At 62.7% G+C, this 18,032-nt stretch carries 11 protein-coding genes and 1 tRNA gene; 5 read left to right on the top strand and 7 right to left on the bottom strand.

Annotated features, from left to right (window positions below):
• The first annotated feature begins 13 nt into the window (after positions 1 to 13).
• Positions 14 to 1,261: an NAD(P)/FAD-dependent oxidoreductase gene (locus ACEXP3_RS18015; protein ID WP_377298483.1), complete on the top strand. Its 1,248-nt coding sequence runs from the start codon at positions 14 to 16 to the stop codon at positions 1,259 to 1,261.
• A 12-nt stretch (positions 1,262 to 1,273) separates the two neighbouring features.
• Positions 1,274 to 2,581 (top strand): NAD(P)/FAD-dependent oxidoreductase, encoded by a 1,308-nt coding sequence (locus ACEXP3_RS18010; protein WP_377298482.1) that lies wholly within the window; start codon positions 1,274 to 1,276, stop codon positions 2,579 to 2,581.
• A gap of 425 nt (positions 2,582 to 3,006) precedes the next feature.
• On the opposite strand, the gene ACEXP3_RS18005 is transcribed toward ACEXP3_RS18010, so the two are convergent.
• From ACEXP3_RS18005 to ACEXP3_RS17990, 4 genes are all read right to left on the bottom strand, one after another.
• Complete coding sequence (locus ACEXP3_RS18005) at positions 3,007 to 3,660, bottom strand: TetR/AcrR family transcriptional regulator (RefSeq protein ID WP_377298481.1); 654 nt, start codon at positions 3,658 to 3,660, stop codon at positions 3,007 to 3,009.
• Positions 3,661 to 4,330: 670 nt separating this feature from the next.
• Positions 4,331 to 5,362, bottom strand: coding sequence for an AbrB family transcriptional regulator (locus ACEXP3_RS18000; protein WP_210103506.1), 1,032 nt, complete (start codon positions 5,360 to 5,362; stop codon positions 4,331 to 4,333).
• Positions 5,363 to 5,498: 136 nt separating this feature from the next.
• Positions 5,499 to 5,972: an iron-responsive transcriptional regulator RirA gene (rirA, locus tag ACEXP3_RS17995; protein ID WP_210103507.1), complete on the bottom strand. Its 474-nt coding sequence runs from the start codon at positions 5,970 to 5,972 to the stop codon at positions 5,499 to 5,501.
• Between the two features lie 213 nt (positions 5,973 to 6,185).
• A complete protein-coding gene (locus ACEXP3_RS17990) occupies positions 6,186 to 7,682 on the bottom strand; it encodes a CoA-acylating methylmalonate-semialdehyde dehydrogenase (protein ID WP_210103508.1) in 1,497 nt (498 codons plus the stop codon).
• A gap of 176 nt (positions 7,683 to 7,858) precedes the next feature.
• Between ACEXP3_RS17990 and ACEXP3_RS17985 the strand changes: the two genes are divergently transcribed.
• A complete protein-coding gene (locus tag ACEXP3_RS17985; protein WP_377298480.1) occupies positions 7,859 to 8,740 on the top strand; it encodes a LysR family transcriptional regulator in 882 nt (293 codons plus the stop codon).
• A gap of 70 nt (positions 8,741 to 8,810) precedes the next feature.
• Here ACEXP3_RS17985 and ACEXP3_RS17980 read toward each other — a convergent pair.
• Positions 8,811 to 8,887 (bottom strand) — tRNA-His (locus ACEXP3_RS17980).
• 140 nt (positions 8,888 to 9,027) lie between these two features.
• On the bottom strand, positions 9,028 to 9,474 hold the full coding sequence (locus tag ACEXP3_RS17975; RefSeq protein WP_377298479.1) for a phasin: 447 nt from the start codon (positions 9,472 to 9,474) through the stop codon (positions 9,028 to 9,030).
• 235 nt (positions 9,475 to 9,709) lie between these two features.
• Here ACEXP3_RS17975 and ACEXP3_RS17970 point away from each other — a divergent pair, with 235 nt between their 5' ends.
• Positions 9,710 to 13,693 carry an ATP-binding protein gene (locus tag ACEXP3_RS17970; protein ID WP_377298478.1) on the top strand — a complete coding sequence of 1,328 codons (3,984 nt, stop codon included), beginning with the start codon at positions 9,710 to 9,712 and terminating at the stop codon, positions 13,691 to 13,693.
• A gap of 229 nt (positions 13,694 to 13,922) precedes the next feature.
• Here the strand turns inward: ACEXP3_RS17970 and ACEXP3_RS17965 are convergent, their stop codons facing one another.
• Positions 13,923 to 15,875, bottom strand: coding sequence for an acetoacetate--CoA ligase (locus tag ACEXP3_RS17965; RefSeq protein WP_377298477.1), 1,953 nt, complete (start codon positions 15,873 to 15,875; stop codon positions 13,923 to 13,925).
• Positions 15,876 to 16,112: 237 nt separating this feature from the next.
• Between ACEXP3_RS17965 and ACEXP3_RS17960 the strand changes: the two genes are divergently transcribed.
• Positions 16,113 to 17,951, top strand: coding sequence for an AsmA family protein (locus ACEXP3_RS17960; protein WP_377298476.1), 1,839 nt, complete (start codon positions 16,113 to 16,115; stop codon positions 17,949 to 17,951).
• Positions 17,952 to 18,032 lie beyond the last annotated feature (81 nt).

Raw genomic sequence — 18,032 nt, 5'->3', positions numbered from 1 at the left:
GTGAAGGCAAGTCATGGCAGCGGATGCAATCGTTCTGGGCGCGGGGATCATCGGGGTTTCGACAGCGCTCCATCTGGCACAACGGGGAAAATCCGTGGTGCTGGTCGACAGGCGCGGCCCCGGCGAGGAAACCTCCTTCGGCAATGCCGGGCTGATCCAGCGCGAGGGCGTCGTGCCCTACGCCTTCCCCCAGCAGCTCGGCATGATCCTGAAGGTGGCGCTCAACAACCGCATCGACGTGCGCTACGATCTGTCCGCCCTTCCAGCCGTTGCAAAGTTTCTCGGCCGGTACTGGTGGCATTCCAATCTGAGCCGCCATCAGGTGATCGCGCGCGCCTATGCGCCCCTGATAGAGCACTCCGTTTCAGAACATGATGCGCTGATCGAAGCCTCCGGCGCGCAGCATCTCATCCGCAAGGACGGCTGGACGCAGGCCTTTCGCACGCGCGCCAAGCAGGATAGCGAGGTTGCCGAGGCCGAGCGGCTGAAGCGCGAATACAATCTCGACTTCAAGGTGCTGGATGCCGCAGACCTCGCCGCCAAGGAACCGCATCTAAGCTCCGATTTCGTCGGCGCGCTGACCTGGGTCGATCCCTGGTCGGTCACCGATCCGCACGCCTTGACGCTGGCCTATGTCAAGCTGTTCGAAAGTCTCGGCGGCCGCTTCGTCAAGGGCGATGCGACAAGCCTTGCCCAGACCGCCACGGGCTGGAAGGTTTCAACCGATGACGGTCCCGTCGAAGGCAAGGACGTGGTGATTGCGCTCGGCCCCTGGTCCGACACGGCGACAAAGCCGCTGGGCTATCAGTTCCTCGTCGGCGTGAAGCGCGGCTATCACATGCATTACGGCACCACCGACAACAAGGTGCTGAACGGCTGGACCATGGATGCCGAGCGCGGCTATTTCCTCGCTCCCATGGACAAGGGCATCCGCCTGACGACGGGGGCTGAATTTGCGCTGCGCGACGCCCCGAAGACGCCGGTGCAGCTCGGCCGCGCCGAAGCTGTCGCCCGCACCATCTTTCCGCTTGGCGAGCGGCTGGACAACGAGCCCTGGATGGGCGCCCGCCCCTGCACGCCCGACATGATGCCGGTGATCGGCAAGGCGCCGCGTCACAAGGGGCTGTGGTTTGCCTTTGGCCACGCCCATCACGGCCTGACGCTTGGCCCGGTGACGGGACGGGTGATCGCCGAACAGATCTGCGGCGAGACGCCGTTCCTGGATACCCGCCCCTACCGGCCGGAACGATTTGCGATCTGAGGAGAGACGTCCATGCCTGAGGCAGTGCGGGGCTTAACGGACAATCCCGGCCATGCGCCCTCCTGGTATGCGGCAAGCGCCCGCGACAGGCGGGTGCGCCCGATGCTTCAGGGTGAGACGGAGGCCGATGTCTGCATCATCGGCGCGGGCTTCTCCGGCATCTCGGCAGCGCTTGAACTGGCCGAGCGCGGCTATAGAGTGGTCGTGCTGGAGGCCGAACGCATCGGTTTTGGCGCCTCCGGACGCAATGGCGGCCAGATCGTCAACGGCTACAGCCGCGACCTGCAGACGATTGCCACCCGCTACGGCAAGGACAAGGCGACACGGCTCGGCGAGATGTCGCTGGAAGGTGCCGCGATCATCCGCGCGCGCGTGGAGAAATACGCCATCGACTGCGACCTCGTGGATGGCGGCTTCTTTGCCGCCTTTACCGACAAGCAGATGCGCGCCATGGAAGCGCACAAGGCCGACTGGGAGCGTCATGGCCATCCGGGCCTCGAAATGGTGTCGGCACAGGAGGTTGGCCGCTACGTAAAGACCGGCCGCTATGCCGGCGGCATGATCGACCGGCTCGGCGGCCATATCCATCCGCTCAACCTGGTGCTCGGAGAGGCTGGCGCCGTGGAACGTCTGGGCGGGCAGATTTTCGAGCGCTCGCGCGTGATCCGGCTGGAGGAAGGCACACCCTATCGGGTCGTGACGGAGAAGGGCGCGGTCCGGGCCCGCTATGTCCTGGTCTGCGGCAATGCCTATCTTCCGCCGCAGCTGCCGGAGATCAGCGGCCGCATGATGCCGGTCTCCAGCCAGGTGCTGACGACCGAGCCGCTGGAGGCGGGTCTGGCGCAAGCGCTGCTTCCGGCAAACTACTGCGTGGAAGATGCCAATTACATTCTCGACTACTATCGCCGCACGGCCGACAACCGCATTCTCTATGGCGGCGGCATCGGCTATGGCGGACGCGATCCGAAGGACATCACCGCCGTCATCCGGCCGAACATGCTGAAAACCTTTCCGGAGTTGGCGGGCGTGCGCATCGACTATGCCTGGAGCGGCAATTTCGCGCTGACGCTGACACGCATTCCCCATATCGGACAGCTGCGCCCCAACCTCTACTTCTCCCATGGCGACAGCGGCCATGGGGTGACGACGACGCATCTTCTGGGAAAGATCCTCGGCGAAGCGGTGGCCGGCCATGCCGAGCGCTACGATGTGTGGAGTTCGCTGCCCAACCTTCCCTTCCCCGGCGGGCTGCGATTCCGCGTGCCGCTCACCGTGCTCGGGGCCTGGTGGTATGGAATGCGCGACCGGCTGGGGTGGTAGCCGGTCGCGCATGAAGCTTGACGGCCGTCCGCCGCGGCGACCGTCAATTCCCGGGAGGAATTCTTTTGTCTGCATCAGGCACCGGCAGGGGTGCGACTGTGCACCGGCCGGGCAAGGGATTGCGCGGCCGGCCGGGGTTCTGCCGGCCGCGCATCAGGCTTGACGACCGTCCGCCGCGGCGACCGTCAATTCCTGGAAATCATGTCTGTTGTCTGTATCGGGCACCCGCACGGGTGCGCCATGCACCGGCCGGGCAAGGGATTGCGCGGCCGGACCGGGGTTATGCCGGCCGCGCATCAGGCTTGACGGTCGTCCGCCGCGGCGACCATCAATTCCTGGATTTTTATGTGGTGAGCCTTGTCGGCGGCCACGCTCTCGCGATGCCTAGCTTCGGGCCTTACGATGCATCGACCGCAGAAAGTGCCTCAATGCGAGGCGTAGCTGCCATCAAGGAAGAGGCTGACCTGCGCCCGGGTCGACAGCTTGAAGGCTGCGATGATTTCCTTGGCCTCTTCCGGCTGCGCCTTCAGCGCCATGCGCACGGCGCTTACCGTCAGGTTGCACATCATGAATGTGGTGCGACGATACTGCGCCCGCAGCGCCTCGGGAATGTACTGGTCGGTCGCATCGGCAAACAGGTCCGCAAGCCTGCGGGATTCGGTCAGATCCATATCCCCCAACATCTTGTCGGCCTGGATGGCATTGATCAGGTCCTGGATCTGCGGATTGCCCTGCACATAGAGATTGTACAGATCGATCATGGCATCGGTAGCGCGACAGATGTCATCCGGGCCGCGCACATCGCTCAGCCCCAGCGTCATGAACTGCGTCACATTGGCGATGTAGCGATCGTAAAGCATCGCAATGATCGCCGACTTGTTGGGGAAATACTGATAGACGGAGGCAATCGGCCCGCCGGAAAGGGCGGCGATTTCCTTCATCGTCACGGCATCGATGCCCTTCTGGCCGATGAGATCCATGGCCACCTTCAGGATTTCATCGATGCGGTCCCGGCTGCGCTCCTGCTTTGGAATCCGGCGCAAGACCGGACGAGCGGAAGCCTGCTTGGCATCTGGCATATCAAACCTCAAACCGTCCATGCGTATTTCCCCCTAATTCAGCGCGGACCTTCCGGCAGTCTGTGCCGTGCGCGCCCTGTTGCTTCGGGACCATCCAGCCTTCCTCAGCCGATGATCTGCCTGGCTTGTCTTTCTTCAAACGATACAGTTTTTTATCTCTACTGTTCGTTGGCCCCTTTATTGATCGGTTTGCTGAACGCAACCTGAAGGGTTTTAATTTTATAGTGCACCCTTCCTGCATGTCCCGATCTAGTCTCTGCTCTACCCGCAAGCGGCGCGATAAAGGCGATCTTTTGCCTGCCCAAACAAGGCGGCATGGACCACCGGCATCGACTGCCATTCCGGATCAAAAGAGGAAACGGTTCACTTCGGGCAGCGCAGATCCTCGACAAAGGATCTGGACGTAGATGTTCGCCCACCCAAAAACATGATGAAACAACACATCTTAGATGAAGCAACCCACAGAAAACAACGCCGCCACGAAGGAACGATATAAACCGCATCCAGATTGGAGACAGAACAGCATTGTTTATATAAACTCTGCTATAGAATCTCAATCCTTGTTTCTTCTCTCCGAGACATTAACTAATTACTTCATGCCCTAATTTAGATCAATCGAAATAAGCGGAAAATCGGGGCAAACGCCCTCCGCAATATCAGGGGTGATAATTTATAGTGACCTGAACCTGGACAGCATGAAGGGCATCAGCACCGAGAGAAACAGCAGTCTGAGGATATGATGCGTGCCGACATAGGCCGGATCGGCATGCATGATCACCGCCATGGCGGCCATGGTTTCCAGGCCGCCCGGCGCAAAGGCGATCAGGGCTGCGCCGAGAGGCACATCGAGGAGATGCGCTATGCCGGCAGCGGTGACCGCCGAGATCAGGCCGACGACCACGGTGACCGACAGGCCCGCCACGAAGGCGGTCTTCAACTCCGCCAGGCGGACGCCGGAAAAGCGCGTGCCGATCATGCTGCCGAGAAGCACATAGACCGGGATCTGCAGCCATTGCGGGATCGTGCCGGTCACCAGGCCTGAAAGATGCGCAAGGATCGACACGGCCATGCCGCCGACCAGAAGCGCCGCCGGCACCTTCAGCCTCAGAAAAATCAGGCCGCAGACGCCGGCGAGAACGCCAAGGACAACAAGGGGCGCAAGCCCCATGGCCTGCGGCAGAACGACAGCGCCCGCGCCCGAGGCGCCCGACAACTCGACGATCAGCGGCACCAAAAGCGTCAGCGCCAGCACGCGCACGCTCTGGATGATGCCGATGCTGGCCAGATCCCCGCGCGTATCGGCCGCAAGGCTCAGCACGTAACTCAGGTGACCCGGGCAGGCCGCCAGAAGCGCCGTCATGCGGTCATAGTGAAAGACCCGGCGCAGCAGCGCCTGCGCCGACAGGAGCAGCACGATGGAGATGACGATGACCATGGCGAAACTGGCCGGCCATGCGGCCGCCGCCGTCACGACCTCCGGCGTTACCCCCGCCCCCATCGACATGCCGACCACGACAAAACAGGCATTGCGCAGCGCAAGCGGCACCAACAACCTTCGGCCGCTCAGGCTTCCGATCGTCACGAACAGCGCCGGGCCGATGAGAAAGGGGGCCGGAAGACCAAGTGTGCCGGCAACAATGGCGCCAAGCGCGCCAAGTACCAGCGTCCAGGCAAAGGGAATAAAATCGTCAGAAGATATCATAAGCAAAAAAGGGCTTTACGAGAAACGGCCGGTCGATCGGACGGTGCCTTTTACCAAGAAAGTTCCGCCTTGCCAGAAAACCCTGGCATCGGCCCAAAAAAAAGCGCCCCCTCGGAGCGCTTTGACCGGTGCCGGGTCAGGCGGCGGGAGCCACCGCCGCGCCGACGGGCGGCGCAAGATCCAGACCCAGCAGGAAGTTGATCTGCGGGCGCGCCTTCACAAGATCATCGATCGAATAACCGGCAAGCACGTCGAAGAAGGCATTGAGTGCCTTGCGCAGCGCCGCGTTCAGGCCGCAACTGTCGACAAGCGGACATTCGACCGCGCCATCTTCAAAACATTCGGCCATGGCAAAGCTGTCTTCCGTGACCTTCACCACGTCGAACAGGCTGATCTTGTCGGCCGGGCGGCCGAGGCGCACACCGCCATTGCGGCCGCGCAGGGTTTCGACAAGGCCTGCTTTGGTGAGCGGCTGAAGGATCTTGAACAGGAACAGTTCAGAGACGCCATAGGCGCGGGCGATCTCGGGGATGCGGCTCAAATGACCGTCATTGGCTGCGCAATACATCAACATGCGCACTGCATAATTGGTCTGTTTCGTCAAACGCATGCCGTTCTCCTTGGTGCCTTAAGCCAATATATAAGGCCTTCGCCACTTTTGAACAATTCCAAATTTGTAAATTTTACCCAGTCTATCCACTTTTCCCGAACGGGGGAATGAACCGCCTGCGAAATCCCGGATTCGGCCTTCGGGATAGGGCCTGCAGCAAAAAGGGCGCCTCGACGGGCGCCCTTTCTCATTCGGCAAGTGGCTTTAAAAAATTCACTTCATCGTCGGCATGACGAATTCGGCGCCGTCCTTGATTCCCGACGGCCAGCGCGAGGTGACCGTTTTCGTGCGCGTCCAGAACTTGATGGAATCGGTGCCATGCTGGTTGAGATCGCCGAAGGACGACGACTTCCAGCCGCCGAAGGAGTGGTAGGCGAGCGGAACCGGAATCGGCACGTTGACGCCGACCATGCCGATATTGATGCGGCTTGCGAAATCGCGGGCGGCATCGCCGTCGCGGGTGTAGATCGCAACGCCATTGCCATATTCGTGCTTCATCGGCAGTTCGAGGGCTTCTTCATAATTCTTAGCCCGCACGACGGAGAGCACGGGCCCGAAAATTTCGGTCTTGTAGATATCCATGTCCGGCGTCACGTGGTCGAACAGGCAGCCGCCGACGAAATAGCCGTTCTCATAGCCCTGCAGCTTGAAATCGCGGCCATCGACGACGAGCTTTGCGCCGGCTTCGACGCCCGAATCGATGAGCGCCTTGATGCGCGCCTGGGCTTCCTTGGTGACGACCGGGCCCATGTCTGCCTTGTCATCCGTGTAGGGGCCGATGCGCAGGCTCTCCACCATGGGGGTGAGCTTTTCGATAAGGCGGTTTGCGGTTTCCTCGCCGACCGGAACGGCAACCGAGATCGCCATGCAGCGTTCGCCGGCAGACCCGTAGCCGGCGCCCATCAGCGCCTGGGCGGCCTGGTCGAGATCGGCATCGGGCATGATGATCATGTGGTTCTTGGCGCCGCCGAAGCACTGGGCGCGCTTGCCGTTCATGGCAGCCGTGCCATAGACGTAACGGGCAATCGGGGTCGAGCCGACGAAGGAGACGGCGGAGATGTCCGGATGCGTCAGGATGCCATCGACGGCCGCCTTGTCGCCGTTGATGACGTTGAGAATGCCGGCCGGGAGCCCTGCCTCGATCATCAGTTCGGCAAGACGGATCGGAACGGACGGATCGCGCTCGGACGGCTTCAGGATGAAGGCATTGCCGCAGGCAATCGCCGGCGCAAACATCCACATCGGGATCATGCCCGGGAAATTGAACGGCGTGATGCCTGCGCCGATGCCGACCGGCTGGCGGATCGAATACATGTCGATATTGGGGCCGGCGCCTTCGGTGAACTCGCTCTTCGACAGATGCGGGATGCCGATGACGAATTCGCAGACTTCCAGACCGCGCACGATATCGCCCTTGGCGTCTTCGATGGTCTTGCCATGCTCGCGCGAGAGGATTTCGGCCAGGCTGTCCATGTTGTCGTTCAAAAGCGCCACGAACTTCATGAAGACGCGGGCGCGGCGCTGCGGATTGGTGGCCGCCCACTTGGCCTGCGCCGCCTTGGCGTTTTCGACAGCGGCATTCAGTTCCTCGGCGCTTGCCAGCGACACTTCCCCCTGAACCTCGCCGGTTGCCGGGTTATAGATCGGCTGGCTGCGGCCGGACGTGCCGGGCACATGCTTGCCGCCAATGAAATGGCCTACCTGATACATGGATGATCCTCCGTCTGTGTTATGGCACCCAGTATGCGCTTTAATTTGCACAATTCAACGCGATGATTTACGCATCCATTGTGCAGAAATTAATGCACCTGACCTCATCCGCCTGCCGCCCCTCTTCCGCGGGCGAAAAAGGGTGAGGGGCAGACGCCACCCGCGAGGACAGCCTGATGGACTGGGACAATGTGCGCATCTTTCTGGCGGTCGCGCGCGAGGGCCAGCTCCTGTCGGCCTCGCGGCGGCTTGGCCTCAACCATGCCACACTTGGGCGGCGCATCAATGCGCTGGAGGATGCGCTGCGCACGCGGCTTCTGATCCGCCGGCCGAGCGGCTGCGAACTGACGGCGGAAGGCCATGCCTTTCTCGCATCCGCCGAACGCATCGAGGCGGAAATGCTGGCGGCGCAGGCGCGCACCGGCGAAGTGAATGCGCCCATTGAAGGCACCGTTCGCATTGGCGCACCGGATGGCTTTGGCGTTTCGTTTCTGGCGCCGCGTCTCGGCACGCTGATCAGGCGCCACCCGAACCTGCGCATCCAACTGGTGCCGGTGCCGCGCTCGTTTTCGCTGTCGCAGCGCGAGGCTGATATCGCCATTACCGTGGAGCGGCCAAGCCAAGGGCGGCTCGTTTCCTCAAAACTCACCGATTACACGCTCGGCCTTTATGCCTCGCGCCAGTACCTCGCCCAGAACGGCGAACCAAAAAGCCTGGATCAACTGCGGCTTCACCCGCGCATCGGCTATGTCGACGACCTGATCTTTTCGCCGCAGCTGAATTTTACCGGAGAGGTGATGCGCGACTGGGATGCCGGCTTTGAAATTTCAAGCGCCATCGGCCAGACGGAAGCAGTGCGCACCGGCGCCGGCATCGGCATCCTGCACGATTACATCGCCCGCCCGGTGCCGGAACTCGCCCGCATCCTCCCCGACATCCGCATCCGCCGCGCCTATTGGACCAGCACCCACGAAAGCCTGCGCGACATCGCAAGGATCCGCACCGTGATCGCATTTCTGCAGGAGGCGGTGGGCGCGGAAAGACAGATTTTTGTGTGAGATATTTTTCCGGCCTGAAAGAAATCAAGTAACGCCGGCAAGGGAAACGAAAGAAGACACTGTGGAAGAATGGTACGGTTGGGGGGTCTCGAACCTCCGACCTCAGGTGCCACAAACCTGCGCTCTAACCAACTGAGCTACAACCGCACGCCACGTTGCCAACCTTGGTCGGCCGTGTCTGGGGCGTGACATAGAAGCATTGCATTTTTTTTGCAAGCCCCGAGTTTCACCCCGATACGAAAAAGGCCGGGATGACCCGACCTTTCCGGAAGAATTGCCAAGGAAAATCAGGCAGCCTTGAAGCTGGACAGAGCCTTTTCGGCGGCGTCCTTGCCGGGCTTGGTGACGTCTTCGGCGATCTTGCGGGCGGTTTCCTGCAGGGCCTTTGCCTGTTCAACCGTCACTTCAGCCTGCTTGCGCACGAAGCCGGTCTGCAGCTCGATGAGTTCGGCAACCGACTTGACGCCAATCAGCGCTTCCAGATGCGTCAGCGACAGTTCGGCATTGGTGCGAATGGCATCGATGGCCTTCAGGCCAAGCTCGACGGAACCGGCCTGGGCCGTGTGCAGCGTCGATTCCACCGTCTTGGTGGCTTCCTCGGCGGCGGCCTTCAGCTTGGTGAAGGCTTCACGCGACTGCGTGGTGCCCTTCTCGGCGAAGTCACGCAGGTTTTCCGTCAACCGCGTCGGGTCGAAGGCAGCGAAGGAAAATACGTCATCAGTCTTGTATGCCATGTCCAGCGTCCTTGTTCCATCCCGGCACCCGCTATGGGCGACCTCATGACTGTCAATATAGCCAAAGTTATGGTGCGTTGCAATATGTTTGTGCGCTGCAACATGAACTTTTCCTGATTAACCGTGTTCTGCGTTTCCTCGGCCAGAATGTGGACCCGGCGGGGCTTCGAAGTTACTAACAATGTGTTAACGTAGCGCCGGCTTGATGAAGACGGCACCGAGTGCAAGGCCCGCCATGTCTGCTGTGCAATATCCCTTCATAGACATCGCCGCGCATCCAAGGGTGCGCGATCACTTTGCCGCGGGCAAGGCTGTGGTGCTGTTCACGCGCGACATGAAAGACGTGCTGTGGGCCAATGGCCGCGGGGCGCAGCTGTTTGGCAAGGACGTCATCTACGACCTCATCGACCAGGGGCCGCCGCGGCTGGACCTGACACTGCGCCAGGCGCAGGCAACCGCGCGCCAGCTGCAGGCAACCGGCGATCAGCGCAGCTTCATGATGCGCATGACGGCAGGTTTCGAGCGTCTGGCGGTGCAAGCGCTGTGCGAACTGATTGCGCTGGCCGATGGGGAAACCGCCGTACTTCTTGCCGTCCCGGCCGCGGCCGAGGCGCCGCAGCCGGCCGAATGCGCGCGCCAGATGCTGGAAGGTTTTGATGAGCCCAACACCCATGTGGCGGTGCTTGACGGCGATGGCCATGTGATTTCCTCCTCGCCCGATTTCGGCACGGTGAACCTCACCCCCCATACCGCGCGCATGCTGGTGACGCTTGCCGCGCACGATCGCGACCGGCTGGTCAAGCGTCCGGTGCCGACCGGCGCCGGCTATCTTCCCGCAGCCATCGCGCGGCTCTCCGATGATCCGGTGCTGAACCTGCTGCTGATCGTGGAGGCTGACGCGCCGGAGCCGGCAATTGCCTTCGAGGAAAGGCCAGCAGCGCCTCTGCCGGAAGAACGCGTCATCGATCCGCTTGCCTCTGGCGAGCCAGCCGATCTGCCGCTGCCCGACGAGACGGCCGGGACGGTTGTGGCCGATCCTGTCGAGGACAGCGAAGATGCCGTGCCGGCACAGGAAGAGGAGGCCCTGGCCGAGGCCCCTGCCACCTCCACCGTCGCCATCGAGATTCCGGCCCTTGAGACGTCTACCCCCGAGACATCGGCTCTTGTCAAGCCACCGGAAGACGCAGCCCCTGCCCAGGCTGCCGTCGAGCCAGAAGATGAACAGCCGGTCGCGGCCACGGCGGCTGAACCGCCCGTCTCCGGCTTCCGCTTTCCGCACGAGGCGCGTGCCACGCGTTTTGTCTGGAAGATCGATGCGCAGGGGATTTTCTGCGAGATTTCGCCGGAACTTGCCGCAACCGTCGGCCCCCATGCGGCCGAAGTGGTGGGACTGGCCTTTACCGATGTCGCCGCCCTGTTCAACCTCGATCCGGAAGGCAAGATCGGCGAGCTTCTGCAGCGCCGCGACACTTGGTCCGGCAAGACGATCTTTTGGCCGGTGGAGGGCACGTCGCTCTGCGTGCCGATCGATCTTGCGGCCCTGCCGACCTATACCCGCACCCGCGAATTCGACGGTTTCCGCGGTTTCGGCATCGTGCGCATTTCCGATGTCGAGGAAGATCCGCTGGCGCTCGGCCTGACGCTCGCGCCGGACGATACGGACCTGACAGACGTTGTCGAGGATGATGCCGACATCGCGGAAGGCTCGGAAACCGAAGCCTATGCCGCGGATGATGCGGGCATCGCAGACGCAGAAGACACCGCCGCAGAGACCGGCATGGCGGACGCCCTGACCGTAGCCGCACCGGCCGAAACTGATGCGGAGCCCGCAGAAGGCATTGATGACACTGCAGGCGCCGAAACAGCAGAGCCGAACGCGCCGGACGCCGACACGCCGGACCAGCCCCTCGCCCCCGAAACCCTTAAAGACGCAGGCGACACCGCATCGGCCGACGAGCCCACGTCGATGCCGCTTCTGTGGCCGACGCATGAAAAGCCGGCGCTTCGGCTGGTGGAAACCACTCCGCGCTATTCCGAAAAGGTCATCCGTCTCGAAGAGCGCCGCCCCGGCGCCCGCGAGGGCCTGACACCCGTCGAGCAGGCCGCCTTCCGCGAGATCGCCCGCCGCCTGGAAGTGTTTCGCCAGAACGAGGAACCGGCGGGAGAGCCGCAGCGTGCTGCCGCAACCGCAACGGAGGACGATGCCGCCCCCTTTGGCGAACCGGACGATCACGGCACGAACGCCGCCGAAGACGCGACCCCGGCGCAGTCCGCCGCAGACCCGTCCACCGAAGCAGATTCAGCCACCGATCTGTCCGCTGACGATGACACGGCTGAGCCGGTCCTGAGCGAGCCCGCCGACGAGACGGAGGGTCTTTTTGACGACGCCTTGTCTGCCGAACTGGCGAGTGAGCCGGTCGCCGAAGACGCAGATCCGGTTGAAACGCAGCAGGAAGCCACTCTGCCGGACGCCCCGCAGGACGATCAGGACGCCTTCGCGCAGACGCCGGATGACGCGGTGTCGCAGGACGTCCTTCCGGAGGAAAGCGACGCGGAAGACCACGAAGCCCCGCCCGTTGCTGCCGATGTGGATGACGCTGCCCCTGAAACCCATGATGCAGAAAATGCCCGCGACGTTGAGGGTGAGGAGCGTATTTCGCTTGCCGAAGCCTATGCGCAGGCCATGCCGCTTCGCCAGCGTCCGGAACTGTCCCCCGACGTGGTTGACCAGATGCCGGTTGCGCTCCTCGTCCACAGCGGCGAGCGGCTGATCCACGCCAATCCGGAGTTTCTGCGCCTCACCGGCTATGAAACGCTCGATGCCCTGGCGGAAGTTGGCGGGCTCGACGCCCTGCTGCAAACGCAGGAACTGGAAGACAAGACCTCGGATGCCGGCGGCATGGTGGTGGTGCGCGCCGATGACAGCATCGTGCCGGTCACCGCACGCCTGCAATCGGTGCGCTGGGATGGCGCAACGGCGCTCATTCTCGCGCTGATGCCGGTCAACGACCCTGCCGCGGCACCGGATACGGCAGAGGCTGACGAAGTAGCGCCTGCCGAACCGGACGAGCATGCGCGCCAGGCTGAAAAACTGTCGCGCATGGCAGTCGAGGTGGACGAATTGCGCGCCATTCTCGATACGGCAACCGATGGCGTGGTCCTCCTTGGCAGCGAAGGCGATATCCGCTCGATGAACCGGGCAGCCAGCGCCCTCTTCAACTATGACAATGAGGAAACGGCGGGCAAACCCTTCGTCATGCTGTTTGCCCATGAAAGCCAGAAATCCGTGCTGGATTACCTGGCAGGCCTTGCCGGCCATGGCGTGGCAAGCCTCCTCAACGACGGGCGCGAGGTCATCGGCCGGGAAGCCTCCGGCGGTTTTCTGCCGCTGTTCATGACCATTGGCCACCTCACCTCGTCCAACGGCTACTGCGCCGTCATCCGCGACATCACCCAGTGGAAGCGCACCGAGGAAGAACTGCGCAACGCCAAGCGCGCCGCCGAAACGGCCAATGCCCACAAGAGCGATTTTCTGGCGCATGTCAGCCACGAGATCCGCACGCCGCTTAACGCCATCATCGGTTTTGCCGACATGATGGCGACCGAGCGGCTGGGACCGATCGGCCACCAGCGCTATGTCGAATATGCCAATGATATCGGCCGGTCGGGCCGGCATGTACTGGATATCGTCAACGATCTCCTCGACATTTCCAAGATCGAAGCCGGCGAGATGGAGCTGGATTTCGCTGCCGTCGGGCTGAATGAAACGGTGGCGGAAGCGGTGTCTCTGGTGCAGCCGCAGGCAAACGGCCAGCGCGTCATCATCCGCACGGCACTGTCGCATGCGGTGCCGCCGGTGGTCGCCGACCTGCGCTCGATCAAGCAGATCGTGCTCAACATCCTGGCGAACGCCATCCGCTTCACCCCGTCCGGCGGCCAGATCGTCGTGTCGACCGCCTATGAGGCGAACGGCAATGTGGTGCTGCGCATCCGCGATACCGGCATCGGCATGACGCGTGCGGAACTCGAACTGGCGATGAAGCCCTTCCGGCAGGTCGCCGGCGCGGCACGCAAGCGCGGTGATGGCACGGGCCTTGGACTGCCGCTGACCAAGGCCATGGTGGACGCCAACCGCGCCGCCTTCGCCATCCACTCGGCACCGAACGAAGGCACGCTGGTCGAGGTCACCTTCCCCTCGCCGCGGGTACTGGCCAACTGAGCTTCGACGACCTCATGGCTGATGGTTGACGCGCGACGGACGAACGGGCCGTCGAAAAGAGAGGCAGCCAACGCTGCCTCCGGTTTGAGGACAAAGCTGTCTCCTGTCGCGACGTCATCCTCGGCCTTGTGCCGAGGATCTACAAATACCAATAAAATCAGAAGGTTGCAGATGCTCGGGACAAGCCCGAGCATGACGGAAGAAAGCTGGATGTGCGTCTGGAGCCACCTCAAGCCTGCAGTTCGGCAAGCCCGGCAAAGAGTTCCAGCGCTTCCGGATTGGCGAGCGCCTCGCGGTTCTTCACCGGCCGGCCGTGTACCACTTCGCGCACCGCAAGCTCGACGATCTTGCCGGATTTCGTGCGCGGAATATCCGTGACGGCGAGAACCTTTGCCGGGACATGGCGCGGCGTGCAGCCGGTGCGGATGCGGGTCTTGATGGCGCTTACCAGCGCGTCATCGAGCACGACGCCGTCTGCCAGCCGCACGAACAGCACGACGCGCACGTCATCATCCCAATCCTGGCCGATGCACAGGGCTTCCAGCACCTGCGGCATCTGCTCCACCTGGTTGTAGATTTCCGCCGTGCCGATGCGCACGCCGCCGGGGTTCAGTGTCGCATCCGAACGGCCATGGATGATAAGCCCGCTATGCGGCGTCCATTCGGCAAAATCGCCGTGGCACCAGATATTGTCGAAGCGCTCGAAATAGGCCGCCTTGTACTTTTTCTGGTCGGGATCGTTCCAGAACATGATCGGCATCGAGGGAAAGGCCTTGGTGCAGACGAGCTCGCCTTTTTCGCCGCGCACCGGCTGACCGTCATCGTTCCACACATCGACCGCAAGGCCGAGCCCCGGACCCTGGATCTCGCCGCGCCAGACCGGCTTCAGCGGATTGCCGAGCACGAAGCAGGAGACGATATCCGTGCCGCCGGAAATGGAAGCGAGATGCACATCCGCCTTGATGCCCTCGTAGACGAAGGAGAAGCCTTCCGGTGACAGCGGCGAGCCGGTGGAGGTGATAAGCCGCAGCGACGACAGGTCATGCGTTTTCTTAGGCTCGATGTCGGCCTTGCGCACGGCATCGATGAACTTGGCCGAGGTGCCGAAGACCGCGAATTTTTCGGCCTCGGCATAATCGAACAGCACCTTGCCATCCGGCGCAAAGGGCGAGCCGTCGAAAAGGCAGAGCGTGGCGCCGGCGGCAAGCCCGGAGGCGAGCCAGTTCCACATCATCCAACCGCAGGTGGTGAAATAGAACAAACGGTCGCCCGGTGTCACGCCGCAATGCAGGACGATTTCCTTCAGGTGCTGCAAAAGCGTGCCGCCGGCCGAATGCACGATGCATTTGGGCACACCGGTCGTGCCGGAGGAAAACAGGATATAGAGCGGATGCGAAAACGGCAGCGGCGTGTAGACAATGGGGGCCGGCGCATGGGGCGCCATAAACTCGGCAAACGTCCGGCCGTCGCCAAGCGAAGCCGCAAGGGCCGCAGCGTCACCGGCATAGGGCACGATCACCACCGGCACCTTCAATTCGCCCGCCACGTCGCGCACCTTGTCGGCGACATCCTGCCGCTTGCCGTTGTACCAGTAGCCGTCGCAGGCGATGAACAGCTTCGGCTCGATCTGGCCAAAGCGATCAAGCACGCCCTGCCGGCCGAAATCGGGCGAGCACGACGACCAGATCGCCCCGATGGAGGCGGCGGCCAGCATGCAGGCAATGGTTTCTGGAAGGTTCGGCATCATCGCCGCGATGCGGTCGCCCGGCTTGATGCCCAGCGCGAGATAAGCCTGCTGCAGGCGCGATACAGTCGCTGCAAGCTCATCCCAGCTCCAGCGATAGGCCACCTTGTCTTCGCCACGAAAGATCAGCGCATCGTCGGTGCCGCTACGGGTCAATAGGTTCTCGGCGAAATTCAGTCTCGCCTCCGGAAAGAAGCGGGCGGCCAGCATGTCGTCGCCATGGATGAGGCTCGTTGCGCCGCGCTCGCCCTTCACCCCGCAGAAATCCCAGACCGCCGTCCAGAAATCCCCGCGCTCTTCGATCGACCAGGCGTGAAGCGCATCGGTATTGGAAAACGTCCGCTGATACGTCTTTGCACACCAGGCCATGAATTTGGAAAGCGGTGCCTCTGCTTTGCGCGCCTCCGAAGGCGTCCACAAGGGCATTTCATGTGTCATGTCGTCTGAACCTCCATCCCGGTGCGCAAGGTATATCATGTTGCATTGCAGGATAAAGAGCCGCCATGGCTGGTTTGAGGCGGTTTCACCGGTGCCCTCGAGCACCCCTTGAGCGCCGGTTTGCATGGCGCGGGCATTTCCGCTAACGAAGCGGCATGCCGGCCGGTCAAGACAGGATGACCGGCCGCTTCCCTGTCTGTTGTCTGCAGCCACGATCGCGAAATTCGCATGAGAAGAATGACGCCGCGCAAAAAACTGGCCCGCATGGCGCTCTATACCAGCGCCGGCCTTCTGGCGCTTACCATGCTGTTCCGGCTTGCAGCCCCCATCCTGGTTTCCTCGACGCTTGTGCGCGAAAGCATGGAAGATGCCGTGGAAAACTGGCTCGGCCATGACGTGACGATCGAAGGCACGCCGGAGCTTGAATTCTTTCCCCGCCCGGTCGTGACGCTCACCGGCCTCACCATCCGGCAGGAGAGCCGGCCGGACGCACCGGTCCTTGGTCGCATCGCCAGGCTTTCGGCCGGTTTCAGCGTTCTGCAGGCCCTGCGTGGTCAGCCGGTGTTTCAGGACTTCAATCTGACCGCGCCGGATATCACCATGACCGCCGATGCCTCGGGCAAGCTCGACTGGAGCAGCGACGGCATTCTGAGCACGGCAGTGCGCCAGGCGATCGACCCGCAGCAAGCCACGGCCACCGACACCGCGCTTGCCGATGCCGGCGACACCGTGATGGGTGACGTGACGATTACGGCTGGCCGATTGTCGATCAACGGTCCAGAGGGCAAGCATCTCTCGATCGAGGACATCAACGGCACGATCGACTGGCCAAAGCTGTCATCGGCGGCGGAGATGCAGATGGCCGCCACCATTCGCGGCAAGGCGCTCGAGCTGCATCTGTCCTCCTCGCAGCCGCTGCTGCTGCTTGGCGGGCGCGGAACCGATATCGATGCCACCATCAAGTCGACGCTTTTCTCCGGCCGGTTCGCCGGGCGGGCGGACCTCACACGCTACGCTTTCTTTTCCGGCGATCTGGAGCTGTCGATCCCAAGCGTCAGCGATGTCGTTACCTGGGCCAACCTGCCTGTGCACACCGCCGACGGGCTGCGCGACCTGACGCTCTCGGCGAGGCTGGTGACGCTGAACCAGGTGCTGCGCTTCGATCGCCTGTCGATCGAGGCAAATGGCACCTGGGGAACCGGCGTCATGGACCTCAGCATGCAAGGTGCCACGGCCGCCCCGCGCGTGACGGGCACGCTGGCCTTCGATACCGTCGATCTGGGTGCCCTCGTCCAGGCGATCTCCGACGACCGCGAGGCAAGTGGCAGTCAGGTGACGCAGAAGGAGCTGCCGTTTGAACGGCAGCTTGGCTTTGACGTGCGCTTTTCGGCAAAGACGGCCAGACTCGGCAGCCTGACCTTGGCCAACAGCGCCGTCAGCATCCTGTCGGATACGGGACGCGCCGAGATCGAAATTCTCGACAGCGACCTCCTGAACGGCAGCCTGACGGGCCAGATCCGCATGCAGGTGCAACCCCAGCCCTCGACGCGCATCCTCATGTCCGCCCGCAAGGTCGATTTCGAGGCGCTGGCGCACAGCCTTTCACTCACCGGACCGGTCCTTGCCGCGACAGGCTCCGTCGATCTGGATCTGCGGCTCGGAAAGCCGCTGGCACAAGCGCGGCCGGCAGATCTGACCGGCACCGTTCGGCTCTCCACCGGTGCCGGACAGGTCACGGGGCTTGATCTTGCAAGCCTTCGCCGGCTTGCCACCGGGTCCAGCTATTTTGCGCTGAACCGCACCACGGGGGGATCGACCAGCTTCGACAGCCTGGTTCTTTCGGCAGAGCTTGCCTCCGGCAGCGCCGAACTGCAGGAGGCGGTGCTATCCGGCACTCCCTATTCGCTGCGCCTGTCGGGCGTCGTGCCCTATGAGACGAAAAGCCTGTCTCTGGCGGCCACCATTCTCGATGCGACTGAGCCCGACGAGCCCCGCACCGTGTTCATCGGCGGCGCCTGGCCAAATCCGGTGCTCTGGCCGGCGCCGAGCGCACCAAAGCCGGCCATCGGCCCCTGATCGGCACCACAACGGGTATAAATTCAGCCGCCGCACAACTTCTGCGGAACAAAGCCGTGCACCGCCTGTTCGATCACCAGC

This window comes from Neorhizobium fuzhouense, from assembly GCF_042611105.1.
Taxonomy (GTDB): Bacteria; Pseudomonadota; Alphaproteobacteria; order Rhizobiales; family Rhizobiaceae; genus Neorhizobium; species Neorhizobium galegae_A.
This window is presented reverse-complemented; position numbering and strand designations above follow the sequence as displayed.

Bases quoted from the DNA above. Each gene is read 5' to 3' on its own strand.
- rirA (WP_210103507.1), bottom strand. From the start codon at position 5,972: ATGCGTTTGACGAAACAGACCAATTATGCAGTGCGCATGTTGATGTAT.
- ACEXP3_RS18015 (WP_377298483.1), top strand. From the start codon at position 14: ATGGCAGCGGATGCAATCGTTCTGGGCGCGGGGATCATCGGGGTTTCG.
- ACEXP3_RS18010 (WP_377298482.1), top strand. From the start codon at position 1,274: ATGCCTGAGGCAGTGCGGGGCTTAACGGACAATCCCGGCCATGCGCCC.
- ACEXP3_RS18000 (WP_210103506.1), bottom strand. From the start codon at position 5,362: ATGATATCTTCTGACGATTTTATTCCCTTTGCCTGGACGCTGGTACTT.
- ACEXP3_RS17990 (WP_210103508.1), bottom strand. From the start codon at position 7,682: ATGTATCAGGTAGGCCATTTCATTGGCGGCAAGCATGTGCCCGGCACG.
- ACEXP3_RS17975 (WP_377298479.1), bottom strand. From the start codon at position 9,474: ATGGCATACAAGACTGATGACGTATTTTCCTTCGCTGCCTTCGACCCG.
- ACEXP3_RS18005 (WP_377298481.1), bottom strand. From the start codon at position 3,660: ATGCCAGATGCCAAGCAGGCTTCCGCTCGTCCGGTCTTGCGCCGGATT.
- ACEXP3_RS17965 (WP_377298477.1), bottom strand. From the start codon at position 15,875: ATGACACATGAAATGCCCTTGTGGACGCCTTCGGAGGCGCGCAAAGCA.
- ACEXP3_RS17985 (WP_377298480.1), top strand. From the start codon at position 7,859: ATGGACTGGGACAATGTGCGCATCTTTCTGGCGGTCGCGCGCGAGGGC.
- ACEXP3_RS17970 (WP_377298478.1), top strand. From the start codon at position 9,710: ATGTCTGCTGTGCAATATCCCTTCATAGACATCGCCGCGCATCCAAGG.
- ACEXP3_RS17960 (WP_377298476.1), top strand. From the start codon at position 16,113: ATGACGCCGCGCAAAAAACTGGCCCGCATGGCGCTCTATACCAGCGCC.